The organism is Dactylosporangium darangshiense (assembly GCF_039537565.1).
Lineage (GTDB): Bacteria > Actinomycetota > Actinomycetes > Mycobacteriales > Micromonosporaceae > Dactylosporangium > Dactylosporangium darangshiense.
On sequence record NZ_BAABAT010000002.1, the window covers coordinates 57,919 to 84,356 of the forward strand.

The following is a 26,438-nucleotide window of genomic DNA, read 5'->3' on the forward strand; positions in this document are numbered from 1 at the left end:
TAGTATCGCGGTGCGTAGTATGATGCCGGTGTCGAGGGAGGCCCATGTACAGCACCGACGCGCAGATGATGGTGCTCACCGTCCTGGCGGGCGGCCCGCGCCACGGCTACGCGATCAACACGGCGATCGAGGAGCTGACCGGCCGAAAGCTCGGGCCCGGCAGCCTCTACGGAGCGCTGACCAGGCTCGAAGCCCGGGGCCTGATCGAGCCCGCCGCCGAGGGCTCCGAGGGCCAGGAACGCCAGCGCACCATGCGCATCACCGAAGCCGGCCGCGAGTCGCTGCGCACCGAGCTCGAGCAACTGGCGCGGGTGACTCGCGCCGGGCTGCGCGCGTTGGGGGTCGAGCCCGCATGAGCGCCCCCGAGATCATCATCGCGCTGTACCCGCCGGCCGTCCGGGACCGGTGGGGCGCCGAGATCGGCCGCGAGGTCGCCGAGCGCGGCGTCCGCACCTGGGCCGACGCCGTCGCCGGGGCGGTCAGGCTCTGGCTGCGCCCGAGCGACTGGCCCGAGACCGCCGCCGGCCAAACCCGCCGCGTCCTTGCCGTCACGCTCTTCACCGTCACCGCCGCCGCGATGCTCCTGCTGCGCGCCGCCGAACCGACCCCGTATCCGCACGCGACCGTGCTGTGGCTCACGCCGCTCGCGGTCGGCGCTCTGCTCGCCGCCCCGCTGCCCCCGCTGACCCGGCGCGCGCTGCGCGTGATCGGCGCAACGACGGTCCGTACCATGACGGTGCCCGCGGTCCTGGTCGCCGCCATGTTCGCCCTAGCCAACAGCGGCCTCGTCGAGCACCCGACGGGTGCGCTGCGCGTTGCCATGGTCGCCTACTACTGGTCGACCCTCGCCTACGTCGCGCTCCGGGCGTGCACCCTGATCGCCCGCGTCCTGCCCGTCTGCGTCGTGCCGTCGACCCGCCGGCTCCGCGGCGCCCTGCTGCTCGTCGGTGCGGGCCAGGCGCTGGCCGCCGGACAGGGCGCGCTCGTCGCTGTCCGCACCGTCACCGGCGTGGGCGGGCTGTGCGTGACCGCGGCGCTCGCCCTGCTGGCCACGCTGACCCTGCGGACCGGTCAGAACCTGCACCGATCTGTCACCTAGACCGCCGCGCGGACCTGGGCTGCCGAGCGCTCTGAAGGTGCCCACGGCCAGAGCGCGCCATGGTCGGCATTCAACGCATTCTCAGGACACCGACGCAAGGATGCGTCGCATGCGGCTTCTGCGTGGTCGGTGCGCGGCCCGACGCCGGTCGTCGTCGTGCCTGCTTCGGGCCGGTAGGCGCCAACCGCCGTGACCGGATCCGGCCGGTGCGATGTTCTCACGTGATTCTTAGCCGGCAGACGGTTGCGCGTTCATCGTTGCCCCCCAGGATGGCCGGGCCGCTACCGGTTCCGATCACCGCAACGCAGCGGATCTGCCCGCGGCCGTACACCTCATCAACCGTTTGCTGGAAGGGACTCATGGACGACGTTCGTATCGTCGTGTCCGGGCTGCGCAAGCAGTACCGCGGCGTGACCGCGGTGGACGACCTCTCGTTCACCGTCGAGCCCGGCCGGGTCACCGGGTTTCTCGGCCCCAACGGCGCCGGCAAGACCACCACGCTGCGCATGCTGCTCGGCCTCGTCGCACCGAACGCCGGCACGGCCACGATCGGCGGGCGCCGCTACACCGACCTCGCCGACCCGACCCGCGTCGTGGGCGCCGTGCTCGAGGCGTCCTCGGCGCACAAGGGCCGCACCGGCCGCAACCATCTCCGGGCCTGCTGCATCACCGCCCGGCTGCCCCGCACGCGGGCGGAGGAGGTGCTCGACCTGGTCGGCCTGCTCCCGGCGGCCGACCGCACCTTCAAGGGCTACTCGCTGGGCATGCGCCAGCGGCTCGGCATCGCCACCGCAATGCTCGGCGACCCGCGGGTGCTGATCCTCGACGAGCCCGCCAACGGCCTGGACCCCGAAGGCATCCGCTGGATGCGGGAACTGCTGCAGGGCCTGGCCGCGCAGGGCCGCACCGTGCTGGTCTCCAGCCACCTGCTGTCGGAGATGCAGGCCCTCGCCGACGACGTCGTGATCGTCGCGGCCGGGAAACTCATGCGCCAAGGTCCGGTCGCCAGCCTCCTCACCTCGGTCGGCGGCGACGCCAGCGTGTACGCCCGCACCCCGGAACCGGACAAGCTCGGCGCGGCGCTGCGGCAGCTCGGCGCCACCGTCACGACGGAAGGCCCGAACCGGCTGCGCGTCACGGGCATGGCCGCCGAGTCCGTCGGCGACGCCGCGCTCGCGGCCGGCGTCGCACTGCACCACCTCACCACCGAACAACCTGACCTCGAGGACGTGTTCCTCGACCTGACCCAGGCGAAGGCGGCCATCCGATGACCCGGCTCGTCCAAGCAGAGCTGTTCAAGCTGCGCACCACCAGCCTCTGGTGGCTCTTCGCCGCCGCCACACTCCTCAGCACCGGTGTCATGCTCGCCGTCGACCTGGTCCAGGCCCACGAGCTGCTGCAGCCGTTCGACCAGTTCGTCGCACTGCACGCGCACGGGCGCACCGTGGCGCAGATGCCGCCGGAGTTCCTCAACCGGCTGCGCGGTGAATGGCAGCTGGGCCACAGCGCCGTCACCCAGGCCGCAACGATCTTCACCGCGGGCCAGTTCATCGGCGTGCTGCTGACCTGCCTGCTCGGCGTCGTGCTCATCACCGGCGAATACCACCAGCAGACGGCGACCACCACGTTCCTGCTCACCCCGCACCGCGGCGCTGTCGTCGCCGCCAAGCTGGTCACCGCCGTCATCCTTGCCGCGCTGTCCTGGCTCGCCTCGACCGTCCTCGCCCTCGCCGTCGGCGCGATCTTCCTCAGCAGTGAGGGCTACGGCACGCAGCTGGGCCACTGGGGCGTCGTGCGGGCGGTTCTGCTCAACCTCGCCGCCTACGCCATCTGGGCCGTGTTCGGCGTCGGCTTCGGCGCGCTCGTCCGCAGCCAGCTGACGGCGACCGTGGCCGCCACCGTGCTGTACCTGGTCGGAGCGGCCGCCGCGAGCGGCGTGTTCGACCTGCTGTACACCTATGTCATCAAGAAGGACTGGATCCTCTCCGCCCAGGTGATCGTCCCGTCCGTCGCGTCCACGATCATGATCTCGCCGACGAAAACCTTCGACCAGAGCCCACCGCAATGGGTCGGCGCCGCGATCCTGCTCGGCTACGGCGCCCTGACCGCCCTGGCCGGCACGGCGTTGTTGCGGCGTCGCGACATCGCCTGACGACAGCATCCCATTGAGCGTCGGGTCAGTGAGCCGGCATCCAGGCGTGGGCGAGCTCGGCGAACTCGATGAACGCTGCGCCGGTGGCGGCGAGGGCAAGGCCGGCGGCGGCGAGCGCGAGCGGCGGCAGCGCGCGACCGGACGGCGGTGTCAGCAGCGCCGCCACGCGCCGGACGGTCGCCGAGCCGTGGAATCCAAGTCCGCCAACGTCGCGATGGGCGGACTCGCCACCCAGTGCGACCTTACCGATGGTGTGGGCGACCAGGATGCGATCTCCGGCGTTGTGGGCCGCGTCCTCGTCGGCGCTGCGCTCGATGAGGAGGTCCACAATCGGCGGAATCGGGCGCAGGAGCGGGTTCACTGCCGCCGCAGCAGCAGCCAGCGCCGCGACGCGATGGTGTCGCCGGCGCAGATGGGCGCGCTCGTGTGCATACACGACGGCGCGTTCCCGGGCGTCGAGCAGCCTGAGCAGACCGGTGGTGACCAGCACATGGCCGGCGCGGCCCCGGTGTGGCGGTACTGCAACGGCTCGGGCCGGGGCCCAATCGGTCACCAGGACGCCGGCGTTGGGCCGTCCGGCGTCATGCAGCACGGCAGCTGCCCGGTCGCGGCGCCACGCCTCGCGCACCAGGCGTCCGGCGAGCCACACCAGGAGCAGCGCGGCGGCAAGAGCCAGCGAGTCGGGTATGGGCTCGGGCAGGACCCGGCCGACAATGGCCGCCCGGTCCTCGTGCTGCTCCAGGGCCGGCAGGTCGTCGACCAACGTCGCGGTCAGCAGGACCAGGCAGGCGGTGGAGCAGGCGGCGGCGAGCAGTGCCGCAGCGGTGAGCGCCCGGGCCGCCGTCTCCGGGCGGCCCGCCGCGGTCGCACGCCGGGCGGCCGGGACCAGCAGCACCGGCAGCATCAGCGGCAGGTAGACCAGCCATGTCATGCCGGATCCCCCCGGACCTGGCCGAGTAGCGCGCGCAAAACCTCGGCGTCGGCCGGGTCGAGCTCGGCGGTGAACTCACGCAGCACGGCCCGCCGGTCGCCGGGTCCGTCGAGCAGCTCACGCATCTGCTGCGCGACGGCGGTCGCGGTGTCGTGAGTCGCCCAGTAGACGTGACCCCGCCCACCGTGGGGATTGGGCCCCCGCTGCGTCAGGGCCTTCTCCTGCAGGCGGGTCAGGACCGTCTGGACGGTGTTGTACGCCGCCGCGCCGTCGAGCCCGGCCTGCACCTGGGCAGGCGTGAGCGGCTCGCCGGCGGCACGCAGCATGGCCAGCACGTCCGCCTCGAGCGAGCCCCACGGGCGCCGCTCAGGCGGCATGTCCTGTCTGGTCACGTCTCTACCGTACCGATCCGGCCATGACGGCCGTCTCCAGCTTGACAGCAACCTACAACTTGTAGGAGTTTGACAAGGCTAACCTAACATGAGGTCGGGAGTCGTCCGTGTTCTTTGCCAGCCTGCTCATTGGCCTGCGGGACGGTCTTGAGGCGTCGCTCGTCGTGGCGATTCTGGTCGCCTTCCTCGGTCGGGCCGAGCGACGCGACCACCTCCGGTACGTTTGGGCTGGCGTCGGTGTCGCCGTGCTGGTGTCTGCGGCGGTCGGTGCGCTGCTGACCTCGGCCGCGGCGTGGCTGGGCGCCGGCACCCGGCTGGAGCTGTTCGAGGCGGTGACGTCCCTGGCGGCGGTCGTCCTGGTCACCTGGATGATCTTCTGGATGCGCCGGACCGCACGCACCCTGCGCGGCGAGCTCACCGGTCGGCTGGAGCAGGCGATGCGGGTCGGCGGCTGGGCGGTCGCCGCGATGGCGTTCTTCGCCGTGGTGCGCGAGGGCGTGGAAATGGTTCTGCTGGTGTTCGCGGCCGCGGAGGGCGCGGGTAGTGCAGGAGCCGCGCCATTGGCCGGCATGCTCACCGGCGTGGCCGCCGCCGTCGGGCTCGGCTGGGCCGTGTCCACCGCCACCGCCCGGATCAACCTTGGCCGGTTCTTCACCTGGACCGGCGCGCTGCTCATCCTCGTCGCCGCCGGCATCCTCAAGTACGGCGTGCACGGGCTGCAGAGTGCGGGCGTGCTGCCCGGCGGCAACCGGATCGCGTTCGACCTCGGCGGCCTGCTCGATCCGACGTCCTGGTACGCGACGCTGCTTGCCGGCACGGTCAATCTCACCCCGCGCGCGAGCGTGCTGGAGATCGGCGCCTGGCTGGCCTTTGCGATGGTCATGCTCGCGCTGTTCTTCCGTCCGGCGGTCGCCGCGCCCCGGCCCCGCACCCAGGCGGTCGCGGTGCTGGGCGCGCTGGCCGCGCTCGCCTCGTGCGGCGGCCCGCAGTCCGCTCCCGCGGACGCGGGCGCTGTCGCCGTCACCGCCACCGACACCGAATGCCGGCTGAGCGCGGATCACGCGGCCGCCGGGCCCCGCGTGTTCGAGGTGCAGAACACCGGCGGCAAGGTCACCGAGTTCTACGTGTACGCGGCCGGCGACCGTATCGTCGGCGAGGTGGAGAACGTCGCGCCGGGGCTCACGCGCAGCCTGCACGTCGACCTCCCGGCCGGCACCTACACCACCTCCTGCCGGCCGGGTATGACCGGCGTGGGCATCCGCGGCGCGTTCACCGTCACCGGCCCCGCCGGCGCAACGTCCGGCACCACCTCGGCCGATCCGGCCCTCGCCGCCGCGGCGGTCACCTACCGGGACTACGTGCGGCAGCAGGCCGCCACATTCGTCGACCAGACCGCGGCCTTCGTCGCCGCCGTGAAGGGCGGCGACCGCGCGAAGGCCCAGGCGCTGTACGCCCCGGCCCGGGCGCCGTACGAGCGGATCGAGACCGTCGCGGAAAGCTTCGACGACCTCGACCCGAAGATCGACGCCCGCGACGGCGACCTCGACCCCGGCACCACCTGGACCGGTTACCACCGCATCGAGCAGCAGCTGTGGAACGGCGGCGACCTGACCGCCGTCGCCGCCGTCGCCGACCAGCTCCTCGCCGACGTCACCGAGCTGCGCCAGCGCCTCGACGGTGTGACCCTCACCGCGCTGGAGATCGCCAACGGCGCCAAGAGCCTCCTCGACGAGGTCGCCACGAAGAAGGTCACCGGCGAAGAGGACCGCTACTCGCACACCGACCTGTGGGACTTCGCCGCCAACGTCGACGGCTGCCGCGCCGCGATCGCCTCGCTCAAGCCCGCCTACGACGCCCATCTCGACGAGCGGTTCGCGGCGGTCGATGCGGAGCTGGCCAAGTACCGGCACGGGACGGGGTACGCCGCCTACGACACGCTGCCGCCGGCCGAGGTACAGCGGCTTTCCGGCGTCGTCAACGCGCTCGCCGAGCAGGTCAGCGCCGTCCCGGCTGCCATAGCGCACCGATGACGACCACCGGCACTGTCACGACCAGTGGCGCGGCCCGCCGCCGGGCGGGCCGTCCGCGCCGCGCCGCCGCCCTGCTGGCCGCGCTGTGCCTGGCGGCCGGCTGCGGCGACGGCGCCCGGCCGGCCGGGTTCCCAACGACCGGCGCGCCGAGCTACGCACCGCGCGCGACGCCGTCCACGTCCTCGCCGCCCGGGCCGGGACACGTCGTCGTGGTCGTGTTCGAGAACAAGTCCGTCCAGCAGATCGCCGGCAGCGCCGACGCGCCGTACCTCAACGCGCTCATCGGGCAGTCGGCGGTGTTCGACGACGCGCACGGCGTCACCCATCCGAGCCAGCCGAACTACCTCGCGCTGTTCTCCGGCTCGACCCAGGGCGTCACGGACGATCATTGCCCGATCCGCGCCGGCGCGGCACCCAATCTCGCCCAGCAGCTCCTGGCGGGCGGTCTTACGTTCGCGGGTTACTCCGAGGGCCTGCCGGCGCCCGGGTTCCGCGGTTGCTCGAGCGGCCGGTACGCCGCCAAACACAACCCCTGGGCCGACTTCGACTCGGTCCCGGCCGAGGCCAACCAGCCCTACACCGCGTGGCCGGACGACCCGGCCCGCCTGCCCACGGTGGCGTTCGTGATCCCGGACCTGTGCCACGACATGCACGACTGCCCGGTCTCGGCCGGCGACGCCTGGGCCCGCGACCATCTCGACGCGTACCGTCGTTGGGCCGCGACGCACGACAGCTGGCTGATCGTGACCTTCGACGAGGACGACGGGAGCGCCGCCAACCGCATCCTGACCCTCGTCTGCGGCGCGGGCGTCACCCCCGGTCTGCGCAACGGCCGGGTGGATCACTACTCGGTCCTGCGAACCATCGAAGACCGGTACGGTCTGGCGCCGCTGGGCCAGGCGGCCGCCGCCAAACCGCTCGTCCTGCGATCCTGACCGACCCGCCGGCCGGCCACCGCGGTGTCGAATTCCGCAATCCCGCGGCCGGTGACCGCACCGCACTCCTACAATATGTAGGAGAAGCGCTCCTGCGTATCGTTCGCCGCCCGAAGCGGCGGAGCAGGGTGTTCGCGATGCGCCGCGGCAACGATCTCGCCTCGAATCGAACGCGGGGATTCCTCATGACCGTGCACGCGATGCCACCGACATCGTCGCCGCCGGCCGGCGGTGCTCACACCGTAGAGACCCGTGATGAAGAAGCTGCCGGAAATCACGCTGGCGTTCTGGATCATGAAGATCGCGGCGACCACACTCGGCGAAACCGCCGGGGACCTGTTCTCGCAGACGCTCCGGCTGGGCTACTTCCTGAGCACGGTGTCGCTCTTCGCGATCTTCGTCGTGACCCTGGTCGTGCAGCTGCAGTCGAAGCGCTACCACCCGATCTTCTACTGGACGGTCATCCTGACCACCAGCATGGCCGGCACGACCATGTCGGACTTCATGAACCGCGACGCCAGCGCCCGATATCTGGCCAAGGGCACCAGCGCGCTCGGCTGGGGCCCGCAGGGCCTCGGTGTGGGCTACCCGGTCGGCGCGGCCATCCTGCTGTCCCTCCTGGTGACCGTGTTCCTGATCTGGCGGGCGACCCGGTTGCCGTTCGACATCAACCGCATCAGTACGTACCGGGGTGAGGCATTGTTCTGGACCGCGATCCTCATCTCCAACACCCTCGGCACGTCGATGGGCGACTTCCTGTCCGACAGCTCCGGGCTCGGATTCCTCGGCGGCGCCGTCCTCATCACCGGCGTCCTCGCCGCCCTGGCGATCGCCACCCGGGTCCGCTGGGTGCCCAACGTGCTGATCTTCTGGCTGGCCTTCGTGCTCACCCGCCCGCTGGGCGCAACGGCCGGGGACTTCTTCACCAAGCCGGTCGCCAAGGGCGGTCTCGGGCTCGGCACCTACGGCACGTCCCTCGTGCTGGTCGCCGTCCTCGGCAGCCTCATGATCTCCTCCGCGGCCCGGGAGAAGGGGCGCCGGGCGTCCGTCGTGACGCCGGCGGCACGTTGACGCGAACCGCTGCCAACGTCATGGCACTTCGTGCTCGGTTGCTGATGGTGGGCGGCCCAACCTGAAGAAACGCTGAAGGCGCCGATGTTCAGCCGGTTTTCAGCCGGACGGGCCTACGGTGCCGGCCATGCGAACCATCAGCCTGTACACGGCCCTCACCGCAGCCGCGGTGCTGACGCTGGCCGGGTGCGGCGGCGCCGGAGCACCGGACTCGGGCGGCGCAGGTGACATCCCCGACGACCAGGCGTTCGTCGACTACCGGCCGGCCGGCGGCCAGTACTCGCTGAAGGTGCCCGAGGGCTGGGCCCGCGCCGAGTCCGGCGGCACCGTCACCTTCACCGACAAGCTCAACACGATCACCGTCACCCTCGGTGCGGCGACTGCCGCCCCCGACAATCCCGCGGGGCAGGCCGAGCTGACCGCCCTGGGCGCCAAGACCAGCGGGTTCACTGCCGGAACCGTCTCGGTCGTGCAACGCACTGCGGGGCAGGTGCTCCTCGTCACCTACCGCGCCGACGCGGCCCCCGACCCGGTCACCGGCAAGGTCGTCAACGACGACGTCGAACGCTACGAGTACTGGCACGCGCCGTCCGCTCTGCTCATCGTGTCTCTGGCCGGCCCGCACGGTGCCGACAACGTCGACCCGTGGCGCACCGTCACCGACTCGGTCCGGTGGTTGTCGTGACCCCGCCCGCGGTCCGGGCAGAGCGGCTGTTCCGGTTCTTCCACAGCGGCGACGAGGAGGTCCTCGCGCTGCGCGGCGTGTCCCTCGAACTGGCCGCCGGCGAGTGGCTCGCGCTGACCGGCCCGTCGGGGTCCGGCAAGTCGACGCTGCTGGCCTGCCTCGCCGGCCTCGACGAGCCGGACGGCGGCAACGTCTGGATCGCCGGCCGGCGCATCACCCGCCGCCCGGAGCCGGCCCGCGCCCGGCTGCGCGGCCGCCACATCGGCATGCTGTACCAGTCCGGGAACCTGCTGGAACACCTGACCGTGGCACAGAACATCCGCTTCGCCCGCCGGGTGGCCCGGCAGCCGCGCGACGGTGACGACGTGACCGACCGGCTCGCCTCGGTCGGTCTGGACGGCTACGCCGACGCCCCGCCCGGTGAGCTGTCCGGCGGGCAGGCCGTCCGGGCCGCGCTCGCCGTCGCGCTGGCCAACGACCCGCCGGTGATCATCGCCGACGAACCGACCGGCGAACTGGACGAGGTCACCGAACGGGCCGTCCTGGGCCTGCTCGCCGCACACGCCGCCACCGGCACGGCCGTGCTCGTGGCCAGTCACAGCCGGGCCGTTGCTCGCGCCGCCCATCGGGTGCTGCGGCTGCGCGATGGGCATCTCGTCGACCCGGGGGAGTACCAGGGTGGTCGATGACCGTGCTGTGTTCGTGGGTGAGCACCTGGTGCGCACGTTCGGCGCCACGACCGCGGTGCGGGACGTGAGCTGTGTGGTCGGCGAGGGAGCCCGGATCGCGGTCACGGGCGCGTCCGGCTCCGGCAAGTCGACCCTGCTGCACCTCATCGCCGGCATCGACGAACCGACCGGCGGCACGGCCGGCTGGCCCCGGCTCGACGGCCACCCCCGGCAACACCCGGGCCGTATCGGGATCGTGCTGCAACGCCCGGCGCTGCTGCCCACCCTCGACGTCGGCGAGAACGTGGCACTGCCGCTGCTGCTCGCCGGTCGGCCGGCCGAGTCCGCGCGGCTCGCCGCCGGCGACACGCTGGCGCTGCTCGGCCTGACCGAACTCGTCGACCGGCTGCCGCACGAGCTGTCCGGCGGGCAGGCTCAGCGGGTCGCCGTCGCCCGCGCGGTCGCGGCCCGCCCGCAGCTGATCGTCGCCGACGAGCCGACCGCCGCGATGGACACCGACGGCGCGGCACACCTCGTCGACGCGCTGCTTGCCGTCGCCGACCGCACCTGCGCCGCGCTGCTGCTGGCCACCCACGACACCGCCGTCGCCGACCGGCTCCAACAGCGCTGGCACGTGGTCGATGGCACGATCGAACCTCGCCCGGAGCCGTCATGCTGATCTGGATCGCCGGGCTGCTGCGCCGCCGCGCCGGCCGCATCGCCGCCACGGCGGCCGGCATCGCCACCGCCGTAGCGTTGCTTGCCACCGTGGGCGCATTCCTCGGCACCGCCCAAGCCTCGATGACCCGCCGCGCCGTCGCGCCCGTCGAAGTCGACTGGCAGGTCGTCCTCGCTCCCGGGGCCGACGTGGCCACCGCACTGGCCAACACCCGCGCCGAACCCGGCGTCGCGACGGCCCTACCGGTCCGCTACGCCGACGTGCCCGCGCTGTCCAGCAGCGAGGCGGGCACTGTGAGCACCACCGGCGCCGCGGTCGTGCTCGGCCTGCCGCCCGACTACCGCACCACCTTCCCCGGCCAGCTCCGCAACCTTGCCGGCACCTCCGACGGTGCCCTGCTGGCCCAGCAGACCGCCGCCAACCTCCGCGCAGTCCCGGGTACCGTGCTCACGATCGAACGCCCCGGCCTTGCCGCCGCCCACGTCACTGTCGCCGGCATCGTCGACCTGCCGCACGCTGACACCATGCTTGCCACCGGGCGGCCCGGCGCCACCGCGCCGCCCGACAACGTCCTGCTGCTGCCCGACCACGTCTTCGCCGATCTCCTCGACCCGCTGCAGAACGTGCGGCCCGACCTGCTCAACACCCAGCTGCACGTGCGGACCGGCCGACAGCTGCCGCTGGCACCCGACGCGGCGTACACCGCCAGCACCGGCGCCGCCCGCCACCTCGACGCCGCGCTCGCCGGAGCGGGCCGGACCACCGACAACCTCGGCGCGGCCCTGGACGCGGCCCGCTCGGACGCGGCCTACGCCACCGCCCTGTTCCTGTTCCTCGCCACCCCGGGCGCCGCACTCGCCGGCCTGCTCACCACCACCGTCGTCGCGGTCGCCGCCCCCCGCCGCCGCCGCGAGCAGGCACTGCTGCGCACTCGCGGTGCCACCACCCGCCAGGTCCTGGCGATCACGGCGATGGAGGCCGCCATCAGCGGCGTCGCCGGCGCCGTGGCCGGTGTCGGCGCCGCCGCGGCGCTCGGCGCCGTCATGTTCGGCAACACCGGCGGTCCCGCGTGGTTCGCCGCCGCTGCGACAGCCGGCCTCGCCGTCGCCGCCGCGGCGGTGCTCGTGCCGGCCGGGCGGTCGCTGCGCACCGGCGGTGTCGCCACCGCCGCCCGGGCCGGCGGCGACCTGCCGACGTCCAGACCGCCGCTCGTGCTGCGGCTCGGCCTCGACCTCGTCGCGCTCATCTGTGCCGTGCTGCTGCTGCGCATCAGCACCGCACACGGCTACCAGCTCGTGGTCGCGCCCGAAGGCGCGCCGCGCATCGCCGTGGACTACTGGGCATTTGCCGGCCCGGCGCTGCTGTGGCTCGGCGGTGCCCTGCTCGTCTGGCGGATCATCGCCACCACGCTGCGGTACGGCCGCCGCATGCTCACCACAATGCTGCGGCCCCTCGCCGGGCCGCTCGCCGGCACCGTCGCCGCCACCCTGCACCGTCGCCGCCAGCCGGTCGCCACCGCTGCGACCCTCATCGCCTGCGCCATCGCGTTCGCAGTCTCCACCGCCGGATTCACCGCCACCTACCGCCAGCAGGCCGAGGTCGACGCCCGGCTCACCAACGGCGCGGACGTCACCGTCACCGCGCCGCCCGGCGCGGCCGACACCGGCCTCGCCGGGCCGATCGTGGTCACCCCCGGCGTGCGGCACGTCGAGACCATCCAGCACCGCTTCGCCTACGTCGGCGCCGACCTGCAGGACCTCTACGCCGTGCAACCCGGCACCGTCACCGCCGGGGCGCACCTCGCCGACGCCTGGTTCACCGGAGGCACCGCCGCCGAGCTCATGCGCCAGCTCCAGCATCAGCCCGACGGCATCCTCGTATCCGCCGAGACGGTAATCGACTTCCAGCTGCAGCCCGGCGACCGGCTCACGCTGCGCATCAACGACGCCCGCACCGGCACCGCAAACCCGGTCGTGTTCCGGTTCCTCGGCGTCGTCAACGAGTTCCCGACCGCACCGACCGACAGCTTCCTCGTCGCCAACGCCGACTACGTCACCGCCCACGCCGGCACCGGACCGGACACACACCTCGTCGATACCGGCGGCGCCGACCCGGCGACCGTCGCCGCGGCGCTACGCCAACGCCTCGGGGCCGGGCCGGCCATCACCGACATCACCGCCACCCGCGGCACCGTCGGGTCCAGCCTCACCGGCGTCGACCTCGCCGGCCTCACCCGCATCGAGCTCGGCTTCGCCCTCGCCATCGCCGTCGCCGCCGCCGGCCTGGTCCTCGCCGTGGACCTGGCAGAGCGCCGCCGGATCTTCACCATCCTCAGCGTGCTGCGCGCCCGGCCACGGCACCTGGCCGGATTCGTCGCCGCGGAGGCATGTGTCGTCACCGTGCCTGCTCTGCTGCTCGGCGCGGCCGCCGGCGCGGGACTGGCCCACGTCCTGGTCACGATCCTCAACGGCGTGTTCGACCCACCACCGGACCGGCTCGCGTTCCCCTGGGGATATCTCGGCATCGTCCTGTTCGCGATCCTCGCCGCCGCAGCCACGGCGGTGACCGCCCTGGTGCTCGTCACTCGCCGACCGGCACTGACGTTGCTGCGCGGCGAGTGATGCCTGACGCCCACGTCGAAGCGCAGCAGCGGCGGAACTGGACGGTGACGAGCACGGTCACCGCCGCGAGGAGCACCGCCGTGGCCGCGGGGACGACCCGGCGGTCAACCACCGTCCGGGTCGAGCCGGTAGCCCACGCCGCGCACGGTCCGGATCGCCGAACGGCCGTACGGATGGTCGATCTTCTTCCGCAGATAGCCGACGTACACCTCAACGATGTTCGGGTCGCCGTCGAAGTTCGCGTCCCAGACGTTCTCGATCAGCGCGCTCTTCGCGACCGCGTCACCGGCACGGCGCATCAGGAACTCCAGCAGCGCGAACTCCCGCGGAGTGACCGCGATCTCCGCACCGCCGCGAGTCACCCGCCGCTGCACCGGATCGAGACTCAGGTCACCGGCGGCCAGCACGACCGGTCGTTCCGGGGCGCCGCGGCGGATCAGCGCCCGGAGCCGGGCGACGAGCACGACGAACGAGAACGGCTTCGTCAGATAGTCATCGGCGCCCAGATCGAGCGCGTCCGCCTCGTCATAGGCCCCGTCCTTCGCCGTCAGCATCAGCACCGGCGTCCACACCCGGAGCTGGCGCATCCGGCGGCACACCTCGTAGCCGCTCAGCTGCGGCAGCATGATGTCGAGCACCACCGCGTCGTAGGCGCCGTACGGCTGCTCCGTGGCCGCCCACAACCCGTCAACACCGTTGGACACCAGATCCGTGGTGAACCCCTCGACGGCCAGGCCGTCGCGGATCGTCTCAGCCAAAGCCGTCTCGTCCTCGACCAGCAGCAGACGCATCAGGCGCGTCCTACCGACGGCCCGGCGCGGCGGCCGAGGCGAGTGCCTCAGGGCAGCCGTCCACCAACATCGTCATACTCCTACAATATGTAGGAGTACGGTGATCGGCCAAGGCGCGCAGGTGGGACAGGTCACGATCACCGGATTCTCAGGTCCCGCAAGCTACTTTGACCGACCTCTGGCCGCCGTCCGGCACACTCTGCAGCGAGGAGAATTCCGTGAAGTTCCTGGATCCCGAATGGCTGATCTCGACGTTCGGGATGCTGGGCATTCTCGCGATCGTGTTCGCCGAGTCGGGGCTGCTCATCGGGTTCTTCCTGCCCGGCGACTCGCTGCTGTTCACCACCGGTCTGCTGGTCGCCGGCGGGCAGTACCTGCACCTGCCGCTGTGGCTGGTGATCCTGCTCATCGTGGCCGCGGCGATCGCCGGCGACCAGGTCGGCTACCTGTTCGGCCGGCGGGTCGGCCCGGCGCTGTTCCGCCGCCCGAACTCGCGGCTGTTCAAGCAGGAGAACCTGGCCCGGGCGCAGGAGTTCTTCGATCGCTACGGGCCGCGCTCCATCGTGCTGGCCCGGTTCGTGCCGATCGTGCGCACGTTCACCCCGATCGTCGCCGGCGCCTCGCATATGCAGTACCGTACCTTCAGCCTCTACAACGTCATCGGCGGCGCGCTGTGGGGCACCGGCGTCACGCTGCTCGGCTACTTCCTCGGCCAGGTCGAGTTCGTGAAGGCCAACATCGAGCTCATCCTCGTCGGCATCGTCGCGCTGTCCGTCGTGCCGATCGTGGTCGAGCTGCTGCGCGCCCGGGCCCGGGCCCGCAGCGCCCGTTCATGATTCTCTCAGCAGCAGCCACCGACCGGGTGCGCATCATTACCGGTGCCGGGACAAGCTGAGAAAGGGCTGAATGGGCGGCCGGCCTTCTTCACCCGGCGTTCGCCGGAAACGCGTAGTCGCGTCACCAGGCACCCATAGACCCCTCGGCATGAACATTACATCGATGCGACGCCGCCTGGCGGTTGCCGCGAGTGTGGTCGCCGCCGGCGCGCTGGTGCTGTCCGCCCCGGCCGCCGCCGACCCCGGCCGTGACCTGCATGGCCGCGGCCGCAGCGCGCACGTGCTGCTCGTCTCCGTCGACGGGCTGCACCAGCAGGACCTCGCCTGGTACGTCGGCCAGCACCCCGCCTCGACGCTGGCCCGGCTGGCCGGCGCCGGCCTGACCTACCGCAACGCCGCAACCCCGTTCCCGTCGGACTCGTTCCCGGGCATGCTCGCCCAGGTCACCGGCGGCGACCCGAAGACCACCGGGGTGTACTACGACGACTCCTACAACCCGCAACTGTTCCCGGCCGGCACCACCACGTGCACCGGCGCCGCACCTGGCGCCGAGGTCGCCTACGCCGAGAACGCCGACCGCGACCTGTCCCGGCTCGACGCCGGGCAGGGCCTGGCCGGGCTGCCCGGGTCGATCCTCGGGCTGACCGGCTCGCCGGAGACGCTGCTCGACGCGGCGCAGCTGCCGGTCGACCCGAAGACCTGCCAGCCGGTGTACCCGCACGAGTACCTGCGGGTCAACACCGTGTTCGAGGTCGCCCGCGCGCACGGGCTCGTCACCGCATGGTCGGACAAGCACCCGGCGTACGACATCCTGCAGGGCCCGTCCGGCACCGGCATCCAGGACCTCTTCACCCCGGAGATCAACTCGATCGGCGACGCTGCCGGGCACGACTGGACGCAGGTAAACGCGCTGACCCAGCAGTACGACGGGTACAAGGTCCAAGCCGTCCTCAACGAGATCGACGGCTACGACCACGCCCGGTCGGTCAAGCTCGGCACCCCCGCCGTGTTCGGCCTCAACTTCCAGAGCGTGTCTACCGCGCAGAAGCTGCCCACCTCCGATGGTCAGGCCGGCGGCTACCTCGCCGACGGCGTCACGCCCGGGCCGGTGCTGTCCGGCGCGCTGGACTTCGTCGACGCGCAGCTCGGCCGGTTCGTCGGGGAACTTTCCGCCAAGGGCCTCGCGGGCAGCACGACGATCGTGGTGTCGGCCAAGCACGGGCAGTCCCCGACGGTACCGTCGCAGCTCACCCGAATCCCGGACGGCCCGATCCTCGACGCGCTCGACACGGCGTGGCAGGCCGCCGGGCACCCGGGCAAGCTGGTCGCGCACTCCATCGACGACGACGCGATGCTGCTGTGGCTCACCGACCGTTCCCCGGCCGCCACCGCGTTCGCGCGCACCTTCCTGCTCGGCTACACCGGCACCGGCAACGACATCGCCGGCAACCCGCGCCCCTACACGGCCTCGGGCCTGCAGACCGTGCACGCCGGCGCGGATGCGGCGGCATATGTGGGCGCGGGCCGCGCCGACCCGCGGGTGCCGGACGTCATCGGGCTGGTCCAGCCCGGCGTGGTCTACACCGGGAAGAAGTCGAAGATCGCTGAGCACGGCGGCGCCGCGGCGACCGACCGCAACGTCCTGCTCGTCGTGTCCGGCGCGGGCGTGCGGCACACGTCCACTGTGGACACCCCGGTCCGCACGGCGCAGATCGCCCCCACCATTCTGCGGCTGCTGGGCCTGGAGCCCGGCGAGCTGCAGGCGGTCCGGGCCGAGCGCACGCCGGTCCTGCCGGGCATCGACTGACACACCAGACCGGCCGGGGCCCCGAAATGCAGGCGGCCCCGGCCGGCTATATCCAACGGGTATACCCAGTGGTTATAGTGGCGCCATGACGGTTCCCTATGCGCTGCTCGGGCTGCTCGAGCGGTCCGCGCGGCACGGTTACGACCTGAAGCAGGCGTACGACCTCCGGTTCGCCGGCACGCGGCCGTTGCGGGTCGGTCACGTGTACCGGATTCTGGCCCAGCTCGTCCGGGACGGGCAGGTGGTGGAGGCGGGAGTCGAGCCGGGAGCCGGGCCGGATCGGAAGCGGTATGCGATCACCGGGGCCGGCGTGACCGACCTGGAGCGTTGGCTGGCCGAGCCGGAGCAGCCGCAACCCCAGCTGCAGGCGGTGCTGTTCGTGAAGGTCGTGCTGGCGCTGATGTCCGGACGGCCCGCGGACACCTACCTCGACACGCAGCGGGACGTCCACCTGGCCCGGATGCGCGAGATCACGGCCCGCCGGCGCGGCGCCGGGCAGCCGGAGGCGCTGCTGGCCGACTACGAACTGTTCCACATCGAGGCGGACCTGCGATGGATCGAGCACGCGGCGCAGCGGCTGGACACGATCGCGGCGAGCCTGTCGTGAGCGACCCGGTGCTGTACGCGGACGGGCTGTACAAACGCTTCGGCGTGACGGAGGCGCTGCGCGGGGCAAGCCTTGCCGTGCGTCGCGGGGAGATCGTCGCGGTCACCGGGCCGAGCGGCTCCGGCAAGTCGACGCTGCTGCACTGCCTGGCCGGCATCCTCGCGCCCGATCGCGGCGAGGTCGTGTTCGACGGGCGACACCTGGAGCGGCTGCGCGACCGTGACCGCACGGTCCTGCGCCGCCGGAGCTTCGGGTTCGTCTTCCAGTTCGGGCAGCTGGTGCCGGAGCTGCCGGCGATCGAGAACGTGGCGATGCCGATGCTGCTGGGCGGTGCCGGGCGGCGGGCCGCGCTGGCGGCCGCCGCCGCGTGGTTTCCCCGGCTCGGGCTCGACGGTCTGCAATGGCGGCTACCGGGCGAGCTGTCCGGCGGGCAGAGTCAACGGGTGGCGATCGCCCGGGCGCTCGTGGCCGACCCGCAGGTGCTGTTCGCCGACGAGCCGACCGGCGCGCTGGACTCCGTCGCGGCTGACCAGGTGATGGAGCTGCTGGTGGACGCGGCCCGCCGAGCCGGCACGAGTGTGCTGCTGGTGACCCACGAGGCACGGGTGGCGGCGTTCGCCGACCGTAGCGTGACGGTCCGCGACGGGCGGGCCGCCGCCGGCGGGGTGGTGGCGGCGTGAGGCGCGTCATCAGCATGCCGCTCGGCGCCCGGCTGGCCCTCGCCGGGGGCCGTGAGGGCACGGTCCGGATGACCACGATGACCGCCGGCGTCGCCGTCGGTGTGGCGCTGCTACTGCTCGCGCTCACCGCGGTGCCGGCGCTGCGGGGACGGGAGCATCGGGCGGGCTGGCACGAAACCGGGCCGCAGACGGCCGCCGCGGCCGGGCGGGACGGCCTGCTGTGGTTGGCGGCCAACGACCACTACCGCGGCCGGCCGGTGTTCCGGGTCCACGTCGCCGCCCTGGGGCCGCGCCCGCCGGTTCCGCCCGGCCTGGATCGCCTGCCCGGACCGGGCGAGGTCGCCGTGTCCCCGGCGCTTCGGGCCGCGCTGGCCGAGGCCGCCCCGGACGAGCTCGCGGCACGGTTCCCAGGCACCGTGGTCGCCACCATCGGCGCGGACGGCCTCGCCTCCCCGGACGAGCTCGTCGCGATCGTCGGGGCGAGCCCGGACGAGCTGCGGGCGCTCGGCGCTGCCGAGGTCCACGGCATCGCCACCGCCGGCGCGCCACAGGTCACCGGCTTCCTCGCGGTGCTGCTGCTGATCGCCGCGATCGGCCTACTCGTCCCGGTCGTGGTGTTCGTCGCGATGGCCACCCGGATCTCGGCCGCCCGCCGCGAACAGCGGTACGCCGCACTGCGCCTGGCCGGCGCCACCTCGGCGCAGGTCGGCTGGATGGCCGCGACCGAGGCGGGGCTCGCCGCCGTCGCCGGTGTTGCACTGGGCTGGATCGGCTACGCCGCGGCGCGGCCGATCGTGGCCGCCCGGATCACCTTCGACGGCTTGCGGTTCGCGCCGTCGGACTTGTCGGTCCCCGCCGCGCAGGTCGCGCTCGTCGCGCTCGGGGTGCCCGCGCTCGTCGTCATCAGCGCAATCGTGGTCCTGCGCCGGGTACGGCTGAGCCCGCTCGGCATCACCCGGATGGCGCGTCGCCGGCCGCCGGGGGCCTGGCGGGTCGCGGTACCGCTGCTGGGGCTGCTCGGATTTGCCCTCCTCATGGTGCTGCGTACGACCGGCGCCATCGGCACCGACGGCACCGCGGTGCTCGTCCTCGCCGGCACGTCGCTGCTGGCGACCCTGCTCGGCCTGGTCGTCGCCGGCCCGTGGGCGACCATGCTCGCCGCCCGTGCGCTGGTCCGGCTGAGCAACCGCGCGGTGACCCTGCTCGCGGCCCGGCGCATGGCCGCCGACCCCAGCACCACGTTCCGCGCCATCTCCGGCGTCGTCCTGGCCGCGTTCGTCACCAGCATGTTCTCCGGCATCGCCCGGGACCCCGGCGGCAAGAACCTCGAAAACGCCCAGCTACGCCCCGGCGTCGTCGAGATCCTCACCGCGGGCCAGCCCGACGGCCCGGCCGCCGCCCTCGTGCCGGCCCTGACCGCCGACACCGCGACGGTCCGCGATGTCCTGGTCGTGCCTGCCGGCACCGCACCCGGCACCTTGGCGATCGACTGTCCCCACTTGGCCACTGTCGTCAACCTCGACTGCTCCGGCTCGACGTCGTTCGCTGGCCTGCCCCCGCCGGGCCTGTACGGCGTGACCGCGCTCGCGCCCGAACGCGCTGCCGGGCCCTTGCACGCCATCTACGTCCGCACTGACAGCCTCGCTGCCGAGGACCGGGTCCGCACCCTGGTCGCCCGAAACCTACCCGGCGCCGTCACGAGCACCCGCGCCGACCAGGTCGACCTCGACACCCGCCAGCTGCGCGAACTCGACCGGGGCCTGCGCGTCGCCCTGCTGTTCGTGCTGGTGGTCGCCGCGTGCAGCCTGACGGTCGCAGCAGCCGCCGGCATCGCGGAACGGCGTCGACCGTTCGCCCTGCTCCGGGCGGCCGGGGTGCGCGTCGCCGAACTGCGCACCACGGTCCTGTTGGAAAGCGCCGCACCGCTGGCCATCACCCTGATCGTCGGCGTCGGCGCCGGACTGGCCGCCGGCGCAGCGATTACCACGGCCAGCGGCCAGCACTGGCTGCCGCCCAGCCCCGGCTTCCTGCTGACCCTTGCGCTCGAGCTGGGCCTCGCTGCCGCATTGACGACACTGCCGCTACCGCTCACAGAGCGACTGACCGCCCAGGAGACCATCCGATACGAGTAGCCGGAGCCGCCGACCAGGGCTCACCGGGCCCCTCTGCACCGGCGGTCCGCGACCGCTCGGCTGTCGCGTCGACCGCGCCGCCGGCCGGGTCGCTGGTCAGACGGTGGCGAGGGCCATTGCCCGGGAGCACAGTTCGCGGGCCCAGGTGATCCGGCCGAGCGCCGTCTCGGGGTGGTCGCCGAACACTTCTGCGGCGCGGGCGTAGCACTCGTTGGGGCCGAGCTGTTCGAGGGTGCGGGCGACGACGTCGCGGATGGTGCCGTTGTCCAGGTCGGACGTCTGCGAGGCGTCGGAGACGAACAGCGCCATGCACAGCACTGGGTCAACCGCGTGGGTCGTCATGGCGGATCACCTCGGTTCGCAGTGGGGGTGTGGGGTGTTGATTCCACGTTCTCTCGTACCGATGAGGGTGGCCTCGCCGCCACCGGCACTCCCCGGCTGCCGGTTTCGGCACCCGCGGGTACCTGCTATCCGCCATGCCGGACTCACCTGGCCTCACCCTCCGCGGGGCAGACGTCCAGCTGGACGGCAACATCCAGCTGGGCAGGCCGGAGAGGGGCTGAACCGCCCAGGGCTAAGCGGAAGGGGCGGCGTCGACCTGCGGCGAGCAGTCGGCCTCGGTGGGGAGCTTGACGAGCACCGACGTCCCGCCACCCGCAGGACTGGTGACCTGCAACTGGCCGCCGAGCGCCTCGACGCGGTCGGTGAGACTCACCAGCCCGGAGCCGAGGACGGGGTCGGCTCCGCCGACGCCGTCGTCGTGAATCGACAGCACGAGGGCCTCACCGTCGAGGTCGATGTCGATGTCGATCGCGGTTGCCCGTGCGTGTTTGACCGCGTTGGTGAGTGCTTCGGACACGGCGTAGTAGGCGGCCACCTCCACGCACGCGGGCAGCCGTCGCCGTGCGCCCGGGTTGAGCGTGACCGGGATGGGGCAGCGGCGGGCGAGCGTCTTGAGCGCGGGTCCGAGACCGCCCTGGGACAGGATGGCCGGGTGGATCCCTCGCGAGATCTCCTGGAGATCCTTGAAGGCGGTGCTCAGGCCGTCGCTTGCCCGCGACAGCCGGGCTTTGATCTCGTCGAGGTCGCCCGGCACCAGATCCTCGGCCAGGCGCAGTTGGAGCCCGAGCGAGACGAGCCGCTGCTGTACGCCGTCGTGCAGGTCGCGTTCGATGCGGCGGCGGGCCTCGTCGGCGGCCATGATGATCCGGGCGCGTGAGGCGTTGAGCTCGGCGCGGCACTCGGTGTTGGCGACCGCGGTGGCCGCGAGCTCGGTGAACTGGGTCAGCCGCTCCTCGGCATCGGCCGGCGGCGGCGCGGGTCGTGACCACAGGGCGACGAGAGCGCCCCACACGCGGCCGTCGACCACGATCGCCGCGCCGACCGCCGAACGGAAGCCGAGGCGACGGGCCAGGTCGGCCAGGGTGCCGGGCTGATCCTCGTAGGTCTCCACCCGGGCCGGGTGTGCGTCGTGCACCAGGATCTCCAGGACGCCGCCGTCGACCACGAGGGACTTGCCCAGCAGCGGCGGGTTGCCGGGCTTGCTGGCCTCGGCGAGGACGACGGCGCTGCGGGGGGACTCATAGCGCAACAGCCTGGTGGCGTCCGCGTCCAACAGCCGGGTGGCCTCCGCGGCGACCGCGGCGAACACCTCGGCAGGCGCGACGCCACGGGCGACGAGCGTCGCCACCCGCCGCAGCGCGGTCTGCTCCTCGACCAGCACGCGCTGCTCGTAACGGCTCGTCTCAAGGGACCGGCCGACGGCCTCGCGATCGCGTGCCGCTTGCAACAGCGCCTCCAGCGCGGGCACCAACCGATCCCGCACGCGCCGCTGCACCGGCTCCGGCAGTTCGGCGGGGACGAGGAGCGTGCCCCGCAGAGCGCCGAAGCGCAACGGGAACGCCGTCTGGCGCTCGTCGCCGGCGACCGCCTGCAGGTCGACCATCGCAAACGGCAGGCCGAGCGCCTGCCGCAGGCGCCCGGAGGCCTCCGGCAGCACCGAGTGCAGGTCGTTCGTGCGCAGGATGAGACGGGCCAGCCCGGTGGTGAGGTCGGCCTCCCGGTACCGCTCCACGGACTCGATGGCCCACGAGCGGGCCAGCTGGGCCATCGAGCTGGCCAGCAGCGCGACCACGAGGAAGACGGCGAGCTCCGCCCAGTCCTTGCTGTCGGCGAAGGTGAGGGTCCCGATGCGCGGGACGTGGAAGTAGTTGAAGGCGAGGGCACTGGCCACCGACATCACCGCCGCCAGTCCGAACCCCCACAGTGTCGCAACCGCCAGCACGCCGGGTATGTAGACCAGGGCCAGGGTGTCACGTTGGGTGACGTGTCCCAGTGGGTACACCAGCAGGGTTTCCAGCACTACGAGCAACGCGCCGACCGTGATCCCCGCCGTGAGCGGCGGGGGAATCGGGCGCACCAGCCAGGACCCCAACTGTGCATGCATCACGGCCTCGCTCCCAATACCCGAGTCTAGTCGCGCGGCCGCGGGAGCATCGGCGTACAGGCAACGGCTTGCTAGAGCTCCGCCGCCGTCGGTTCGCCGCCGTCGCGCATCAAGGCCCGGATGGCGCTGGCCGACAGTACGGTCTTGCTCAGGAAGCCGATCGCGGGGCTGGTGACGATGAGCTCCTCGAAGTCCTCCCCGCTGTGACTGGAGATCAGGATGATCGCCGGGGGAGCGCTCATGTTGCGACCCGTGCGGTCGAGCTGCCGTGCCAGGTCGAAGCCGCACTCCGACCCGAGATCGATGTCCACCAGCACCAGGTCGGGTTGCAGCTCTTCGGTTCGCTGCAGGGCTTGGGCGCAGTTCGAGGCGACGCCCACGACCTCGACGCCCTCGCGCTCGAGGAGCTCGCGGGCGCATCTGAGGAACAGTGCGCTGTCATCGACGATGAGGCATTGCATCGCCACCACTCCAGAATTCCCGGTAATCGCCCTGACCGCCTCACCCCGGCTCCGGCAGGCGTGCGAGGGCTTCCGCGGACGGGAGCTCGACGCGCAGCGACGTCCCGCCGCCGAGCGGACTGGCGACGTGCAGGTGTCCGCCGAGCGCCTCGACGCGGTCGGCGAGACCCACGAGCCCGGAGCCGAGCCGGGGATCGGCGCCGCCGATGCCGTTGTCGCGAATCGACAGCACGAGCATCTGGCTGCGCGTCTCGACGTCGACGACGATCGCGGATGCGTGCGCGTGCTTGGTGGCGTTCGTGAGCGCCTCGGACACGATGTAGTAGGCGGCCACCTCCACGCGCTCGGGCAGCCGCCGCTGGGTGCCCAGGTTGAGCTCGACGGGAATGGGGCAGCGCAGGGCGAGCGCCTTGAGCGCGGGGCCGAGGCCGCCCTGGGAGAGGATCGCCGGGTGGATGCCCCGGGCGATCTCCTGCAGGTCCTTGAAGACGCCCGTCAGGCCGTCGGTGGTGTCGGACAGGCGCGCCTTGAGCTCGTCCAGTCCCTGGGGCACCAGCGCCTCGGCGGCGCGCAGGTCGAGGCCGAGTGCAACGAGCCGCTGCTGTACGCCGTCGTGCAGATCGCGCTCGATGCGGCGCCGGGCGTCGTCGGCGGCCACGACGATGCGGGCCCGCGACGCGGTGAGCTCGGCCCGGCTCTCGGCGTTGCCGACGGCGGTGGCCAGGAGTTCGGTGAACTCTGCCAGCCGGTACTCGGCGCCGGCCGGCGGCGCCTCGTGCCGCGCCCAGAGGACCACCATCGTGCCCCACAGGCGGCCGTCGACGAGAATCGGGGCGGCCACCGACGAGTGCAGGCCCTCGTCGCGGGCGAGCGCGGCCAGCGGGCCCGCGCGATCCTGGTAGGTGTCCACGCGGGCCGGCCGGGAGGTGCGGTAGACCATCTCCGTCGCGCCGCCGGCGATGGCCAGACGCCGGCCCAGCAACGTCTCGACGCCGGGCTTGCTGAATTCGGCAATGACGGTCACGGTGCCCGGCGCCTCGTAGCGCAGCAGCCGCGAGGCGTCCGCGTCCAGCAGCCGGGCCGTCTCCATGGCGACCGCGGCGAAGATCTCGGACGGCGCGACACCGCGGCCGACGAGCGTCGCGACGCGCCGCAGCGCCGCCTGCTCCTCCGCCGGCGCGCGCAGCTCGTCGCGGCTCGTCCGCAGCGAGATGCTCATCAGCTCGCCGTCGTGGGCGGCGGAGAGCAACGCGTCCAGCGCGGGCACCACCTGGTCGCGCAGGCGGCGCAGCGTGGGCTCCGGCAGGTCGGCCGGAACCAGGAGCGTGCCCGGCTCGAGGCGACCCCGCAGCGGCAACGCCGCCCGCCGCTCGTCGCCGGCCACCGACTCGAGCGTGATCTGCGCATACGGCAGCTCCAGCGCCTGCGCGAGGCGGCGGGAGGCCTCCGGCAGTACCGATGCAAGATCGTTCGAACCCAGCATGAGCTGGGCCAGTCCGGCAATGAGATCGGCCTCGCGGCGCCGCTGGACGGACTCCACCGCGCGGGAGCGGGCGAGCCGGGCCATCGAGCTCACCAGCAGCGCGACGGCGATGAACACCGCCAGCTCGAACCAGTCCAGGTTGTCGGCGAACGAGAACTTGCCGACGGGTGGGACGTGGAAGAAGTGGAACGCCAGTGCGCTGGCCACCGAGGTCACGACCGCCAGCCGGAAGCCCCAGATCATGGAGACCGCCAGCACTCCGATCATGTACACCACGGCCAGCTCGTCGGCCCGGGCGACGCGCCCGAGCGGGTAGACGATCAGCGTCTCCGCGACGACGAACAACGCGCAGACGGCTATCCCCACCGGGAGCGGCGGGGGCGTCGGCCGCACCAGCCAGGAGACCAGCCGCATGGACGCTGCGGACCCCGGCTTCGCGTCGGCCCGGTGCCGCCGACGAGTCTCATCCGGTTGCGTCTTGACCAAAGCGCACATTGATCTTGCCGTCGATGTTGCAGTCATTACCGATCATATCCGGACTTAGCTGCATATCTCGGCACCGGTTGCCGGCGGGCGGAGGTCCGCCATGACGCACATCGCCGCACCCCACACGTCGACGGGCAGACGCCGGTCAGACGGCGGCGAGGGCCATCGCCCGGGAGCACAGCTCGCGGGCCCAGGTGATCCGGCCGAGCGCCGTCTCGGGGCGGTCGCCGAACACTTCTGCGGCGCGGGCGTAGCACTCGTTGGGGCCGAGCTGTTCGAGGGTGCGGGCGACGACGTCGCGGATGGTGCCGTTGTCCAGGTCGGACGTCTGCGAGGCGTCGGAGACGAACAGCGCCATGCACAGCACTGGGTCAACCGCGTGGGTCGTCATGGCGGATCACCTCGGTTCGCAGTGGGGGTGTGGGGTGTTGATTCCACGTTCTCTCGTACCGATGAGGGTGGCCTCGCCGCCACCGGCACTCCCCGGCTGCCGGTTTCGGCACCCGCGGGTACCTGCTATCCGCCATGCCGGACTCACCTGGCCTCACCCTCCGCGGGGCAGACGTCCAGCTGGACGGCGCTCATCGGGCCGAGCGCACGTCGAACGCCACGACGAACGTCCCGTCGGGGCGGGTACGCTCGCCGACCCTGATCTGCGGCTGGCTGCTGCTGAACCCGAACCCGTACGTGACATACCCCTCGTAGTCGCCCGCGAGCTGGTAGCCGCTGAGCTGCCGGAATCCCGGACGCTGCAAACCCACCGGCACGGTCGCGTGCCCGGCGTCGTCGTGCGCGTACGCCGGGTTGAACACGATCTGCACGAAGCTGTTGCCGGGCAGACGGACCGGGTCCCCGCTGCCGTCCTGCGTCACCTGGCGGACGAGCTGGAAGTGGTACCCCGGCAAAGCTCCTCTGAAGGCGAACGTCACGCGCTCGAACCCGTCGGCGGTGTGGTCGCCGACACGCACCTCGACGAGCGTCGGCACCGGCGGAACGGCCACGTCGTGCTTGACGGTCACCTGCTGCGAGGGGACGGCCCAGCCGTAGCGGACAGTGAAGTCACCCTCGTCCCCGGGCGGCGGGGTCGGCGTGGCAGACGTGGCGCCCGGAGGGGATGCCGCCGGCGGAGCGGCGCTGGGGGCGGCCGTCGACGTCGACGGTGCCGTCCCGGGCGCGCCGGTCACCTCAGGCGAACAGCCGGCCAGCAGCAGTGCGGCGATCGCGCCGACCAGGATGGCGATTCGGACGGTGGGGACGAAACGGTTCATGGCACGGACCTCCGGGTTCGTGATAGGGAATCGGCGCCGTATTGACGCGCACCCCCGGGCGCCGGTTGTCCGCGCACTGCTGTCCGAAAGGCGTCAACGCGCCGTCACGCTCCGCAGTTGAAGGCGTCCGCCGTCTACGCCCGAGCCATTACTGGTCGGCGCGGCGGGCCGCAGCCGC

The 26,438-nt window shown here is 72.5% G+C and carries 25 protein-coding genes; 16 read left to right on the plus strand and 9 right to left on the minus strand.

Annotation, left to right across the window (positions count from 1 at the left end; all coding sequences use genetic code 11):
• Window positions 1-44: 44 nt before the first annotated feature.
• From ABD901_RS03880 to ABD901_RS03895, 4 genes are all read left to right on the plus strand, one after another.
• On the plus strand, window positions 45-356 hold the full coding sequence (locus ABD901_RS03880; protein ID WP_345121284.1) for a PadR family transcriptional regulator: 312 nt from the start codon (window positions 45-47) through the stop codon (window positions 354-356).
• The gene (locus ABD901_RS03885; RefSeq protein ID WP_345121286.1) at window positions 353-1,099 is read left to right on the plus strand and encodes a hypothetical protein; all 747 of its coding nucleotides are present in this window, start codon (window positions 353-355) and stop codon (window positions 1,097-1,099) included. The genes ABD901_RS03880 and ABD901_RS03885 overlap by 4 nt, the downstream gene beginning before the upstream one ends.
• A gap of 359 nt (window positions 1,100-1,458) precedes the next feature.
• Entirely contained in the window at window positions 1,459-2,370 is a 912-nt protein-coding gene (locus ABD901_RS03890) for an ABC transporter ATP-binding protein (RefSeq protein ID WP_345121288.1), read from the plus strand.
• A complete protein-coding gene (locus tag ABD901_RS03895) occupies window positions 2,367-3,251 on the plus strand; it encodes an ABC transporter permease subunit (protein WP_345121290.1) in 885 nt (294 codons plus the stop codon). Before ABD901_RS03890 ends, ABD901_RS03895 begins: the two co-directional genes overlap by 4 nt.
• Before the next feature lie 25 nt (window positions 3,252-3,276).
• Here the strand turns inward: ABD901_RS03895 and ABD901_RS03900 are convergent, their stop codons facing one another.
• Together ABD901_RS03900 and ABD901_RS03905 are read right to left on the minus strand one after the other, a co-directional pair.
• Entirely contained in the window at window positions 3,277-4,182 is a 906-nt protein-coding gene (locus ABD901_RS03900; protein WP_345121292.1) for a M48 family metalloprotease, read from the minus strand.
• Window positions 4,179-4,574 carry a BlaI/MecI/CopY family transcriptional regulator gene (locus ABD901_RS03905; protein WP_345121295.1) on the minus strand — a complete coding sequence of 132 codons (396 nt, stop codon included), beginning with the start codon at window positions 4,572-4,574 and terminating at the stop codon, window positions 4,179-4,181. The genes ABD901_RS03900 and ABD901_RS03905 overlap by 4 nt, the downstream gene beginning before the upstream one ends.
• Before the next feature lie 107 nt (window positions 4,575-4,681).
• Here ABD901_RS03905 and efeO point away from each other — a divergent pair, with 107 nt between their 5' ends.
• The 7 genes from efeO (at window position 4,682) to ABD901_RS03940 (ending at window position 13,263) form a co-directional block, all read left to right on the plus strand.
• Complete coding sequence (gene efeO, locus ABD901_RS03910; RefSeq protein WP_345121297.1) at window positions 4,682-6,604, plus strand: iron uptake system protein EfeO; 1,923 nt, start codon at window positions 4,682-4,684, stop codon at window positions 6,602-6,604.
• Entirely contained in the window at window positions 6,601-7,539 is a 939-nt protein-coding gene (locus ABD901_RS03915) for an alkaline phosphatase family protein (RefSeq protein WP_345121299.1), read from the plus strand. Before efeO ends, ABD901_RS03915 begins: the two co-directional genes overlap by 4 nt.
• Before the next feature lie 255 nt (window positions 7,540-7,794).
• Entirely contained in the window at window positions 7,795-8,610 is an 816-nt protein-coding gene (locus tag ABD901_RS03920) for a COG4705 family protein (protein WP_345121301.1), read from the plus strand.
• A 127-nt stretch (window positions 8,611-8,737) separates the two neighbouring features.
• Window positions 8,738-9,295 carry a hypothetical protein gene (locus ABD901_RS03925; protein ID WP_345121303.1) on the plus strand — a complete coding sequence of 186 codons (558 nt, stop codon included), beginning with the start codon at window positions 8,738-8,740 and terminating at the stop codon, window positions 9,293-9,295.
• Window positions 9,292-9,984 carry an ABC transporter ATP-binding protein gene (locus tag ABD901_RS03930; RefSeq protein WP_345121305.1) on the plus strand — a complete coding sequence of 231 codons (693 nt, stop codon included), beginning with the start codon at window positions 9,292-9,294 and terminating at the stop codon, window positions 9,982-9,984. The genes ABD901_RS03925 and ABD901_RS03930 overlap by 4 nt, the downstream gene beginning before the upstream one ends.
• Window positions 9,974-10,642 (plus strand): ABC transporter ATP-binding protein, encoded by a 669-nt coding sequence (locus tag ABD901_RS03935; protein WP_345121307.1) that lies wholly within the window; start codon window positions 9,974-9,976, stop codon window positions 10,640-10,642. The genes ABD901_RS03930 and ABD901_RS03935 overlap by 11 nt, the downstream gene beginning before the upstream one ends.
• Complete coding sequence (locus ABD901_RS03940) at window positions 10,636-13,263, plus strand: FtsX-like permease family protein (RefSeq protein ID WP_345121309.1); 2,628 nt, start codon at window positions 10,636-10,638, stop codon at window positions 13,261-13,263. Before ABD901_RS03935 ends, ABD901_RS03940 begins: the two co-directional genes overlap by 7 nt.
• Window positions 13,264-13,367: 104 nt before the next feature.
• Here the strand turns inward: ABD901_RS03940 and ABD901_RS03945 are convergent, their stop codons facing one another.
• Window positions 13,368-14,054, minus strand: coding sequence for a response regulator transcription factor (locus tag ABD901_RS03945; RefSeq protein WP_345121311.1), 687 nt, complete (start codon window positions 14,052-14,054; stop codon window positions 13,368-13,370).
• 260 nt (window positions 14,055-14,314) lie between these two features.
• On the opposite strand from ABD901_RS03945, the gene ABD901_RS03950 reads away from it, so the two are divergent.
• The 5 genes from ABD901_RS03950 (at window position 14,315) to ABD901_RS03970 (ending at window position 20,116) form a co-directional block, all read left to right on the plus strand.
• A complete protein-coding gene (locus ABD901_RS03950; RefSeq protein WP_345122366.1) occupies window positions 14,315-14,890 on the plus strand; it encodes a DedA family protein in 576 nt (191 codons plus the stop codon).
• Window positions 14,891-15,053: 163 nt separating this feature from the next.
• Window positions 15,054-16,697: an alkaline phosphatase family protein gene (locus ABD901_RS03955; RefSeq protein WP_345121314.1), complete on the plus strand. Its 1,644-nt coding sequence runs from the start codon at window positions 15,054-15,056 to the stop codon at window positions 16,695-16,697.
• An 85-nt stretch (window positions 16,698-16,782) separates the two neighbouring features.
• Window positions 16,783-17,304 (plus strand): PadR family transcriptional regulator, encoded by a 522-nt coding sequence (locus ABD901_RS03960; RefSeq protein ID WP_345121316.1) that lies wholly within the window; start codon window positions 16,783-16,785, stop codon window positions 17,302-17,304.
• Window positions 17,301-17,984, plus strand: coding sequence for an ABC transporter ATP-binding protein (locus tag ABD901_RS03965; RefSeq protein ID WP_345121318.1), 684 nt, complete (start codon window positions 17,301-17,303; stop codon window positions 17,982-17,984). The genes ABD901_RS03960 and ABD901_RS03965 overlap by 4 nt, the downstream gene beginning before the upstream one ends.
• Window positions 17,981-20,116, plus strand: a complete 2,136-nt coding sequence (locus tag ABD901_RS03970) for an FtsX-like permease family protein (protein WP_345121320.1) — start codon at window positions 17,981-17,983, stop codon at window positions 20,114-20,116. Before ABD901_RS03965 ends, ABD901_RS03970 begins: the two co-directional genes overlap by 4 nt.
• A gap of 96 nt (window positions 20,117-20,212) precedes the next feature.
• Here the strand turns inward: ABD901_RS03970 and ABD901_RS03975 are convergent, their stop codons facing one another.
• From ABD901_RS03975 to ABD901_RS04000, 6 genes are all read right to left on the minus strand, one after another.
• Window positions 20,213-20,458, minus strand: a complete 246-nt coding sequence (locus ABD901_RS03975; RefSeq protein WP_345121322.1) for a hypothetical protein — start codon at window positions 20,456-20,458, stop codon at window positions 20,213-20,215.
• 232 nt (window positions 20,459-20,690) lie between these two features.
• On the minus strand, window positions 20,691-22,562 hold the full coding sequence (locus ABD901_RS03980; protein ID WP_345121324.1) for a sensor histidine kinase: 1,872 nt from the start codon (window positions 22,560-22,562) through the stop codon (window positions 20,691-20,693).
• Between the two features lie 71 nt (window positions 22,563-22,633).
• Complete coding sequence (locus ABD901_RS03985) at window positions 22,634-23,023, minus strand: LytR/AlgR family response regulator transcription factor (protein WP_345122368.1); 390 nt, start codon at window positions 23,021-23,023, stop codon at window positions 22,634-22,636.
• A 40-nt stretch (window positions 23,024-23,063) separates the two neighbouring features.
• Window positions 23,064-24,920: a sensor histidine kinase gene (locus tag ABD901_RS03990; protein WP_345121326.1), complete on the minus strand. Its 1,857-nt coding sequence runs from the start codon at window positions 24,918-24,920 to the stop codon at window positions 23,064-23,066.
• Window positions 24,921-25,137: 217 nt separating this feature from the next.
• Complete coding sequence (locus tag ABD901_RS03995; protein ID WP_345121328.1) at window positions 25,138-25,383, minus strand: hypothetical protein; 246 nt, start codon at window positions 25,381-25,383, stop codon at window positions 25,138-25,140.
• 190 nt (window positions 25,384-25,573) lie between these two features.
• A complete protein-coding gene (locus ABD901_RS04000; RefSeq protein ID WP_345121330.1) occupies window positions 25,574-26,260 on the minus strand; it encodes an AMIN-like domain-containing (lipo)protein in 687 nt (228 codons plus the stop codon).
• Between the last annotated feature and the right edge of the window lie 178 nt (window positions 26,261-26,438).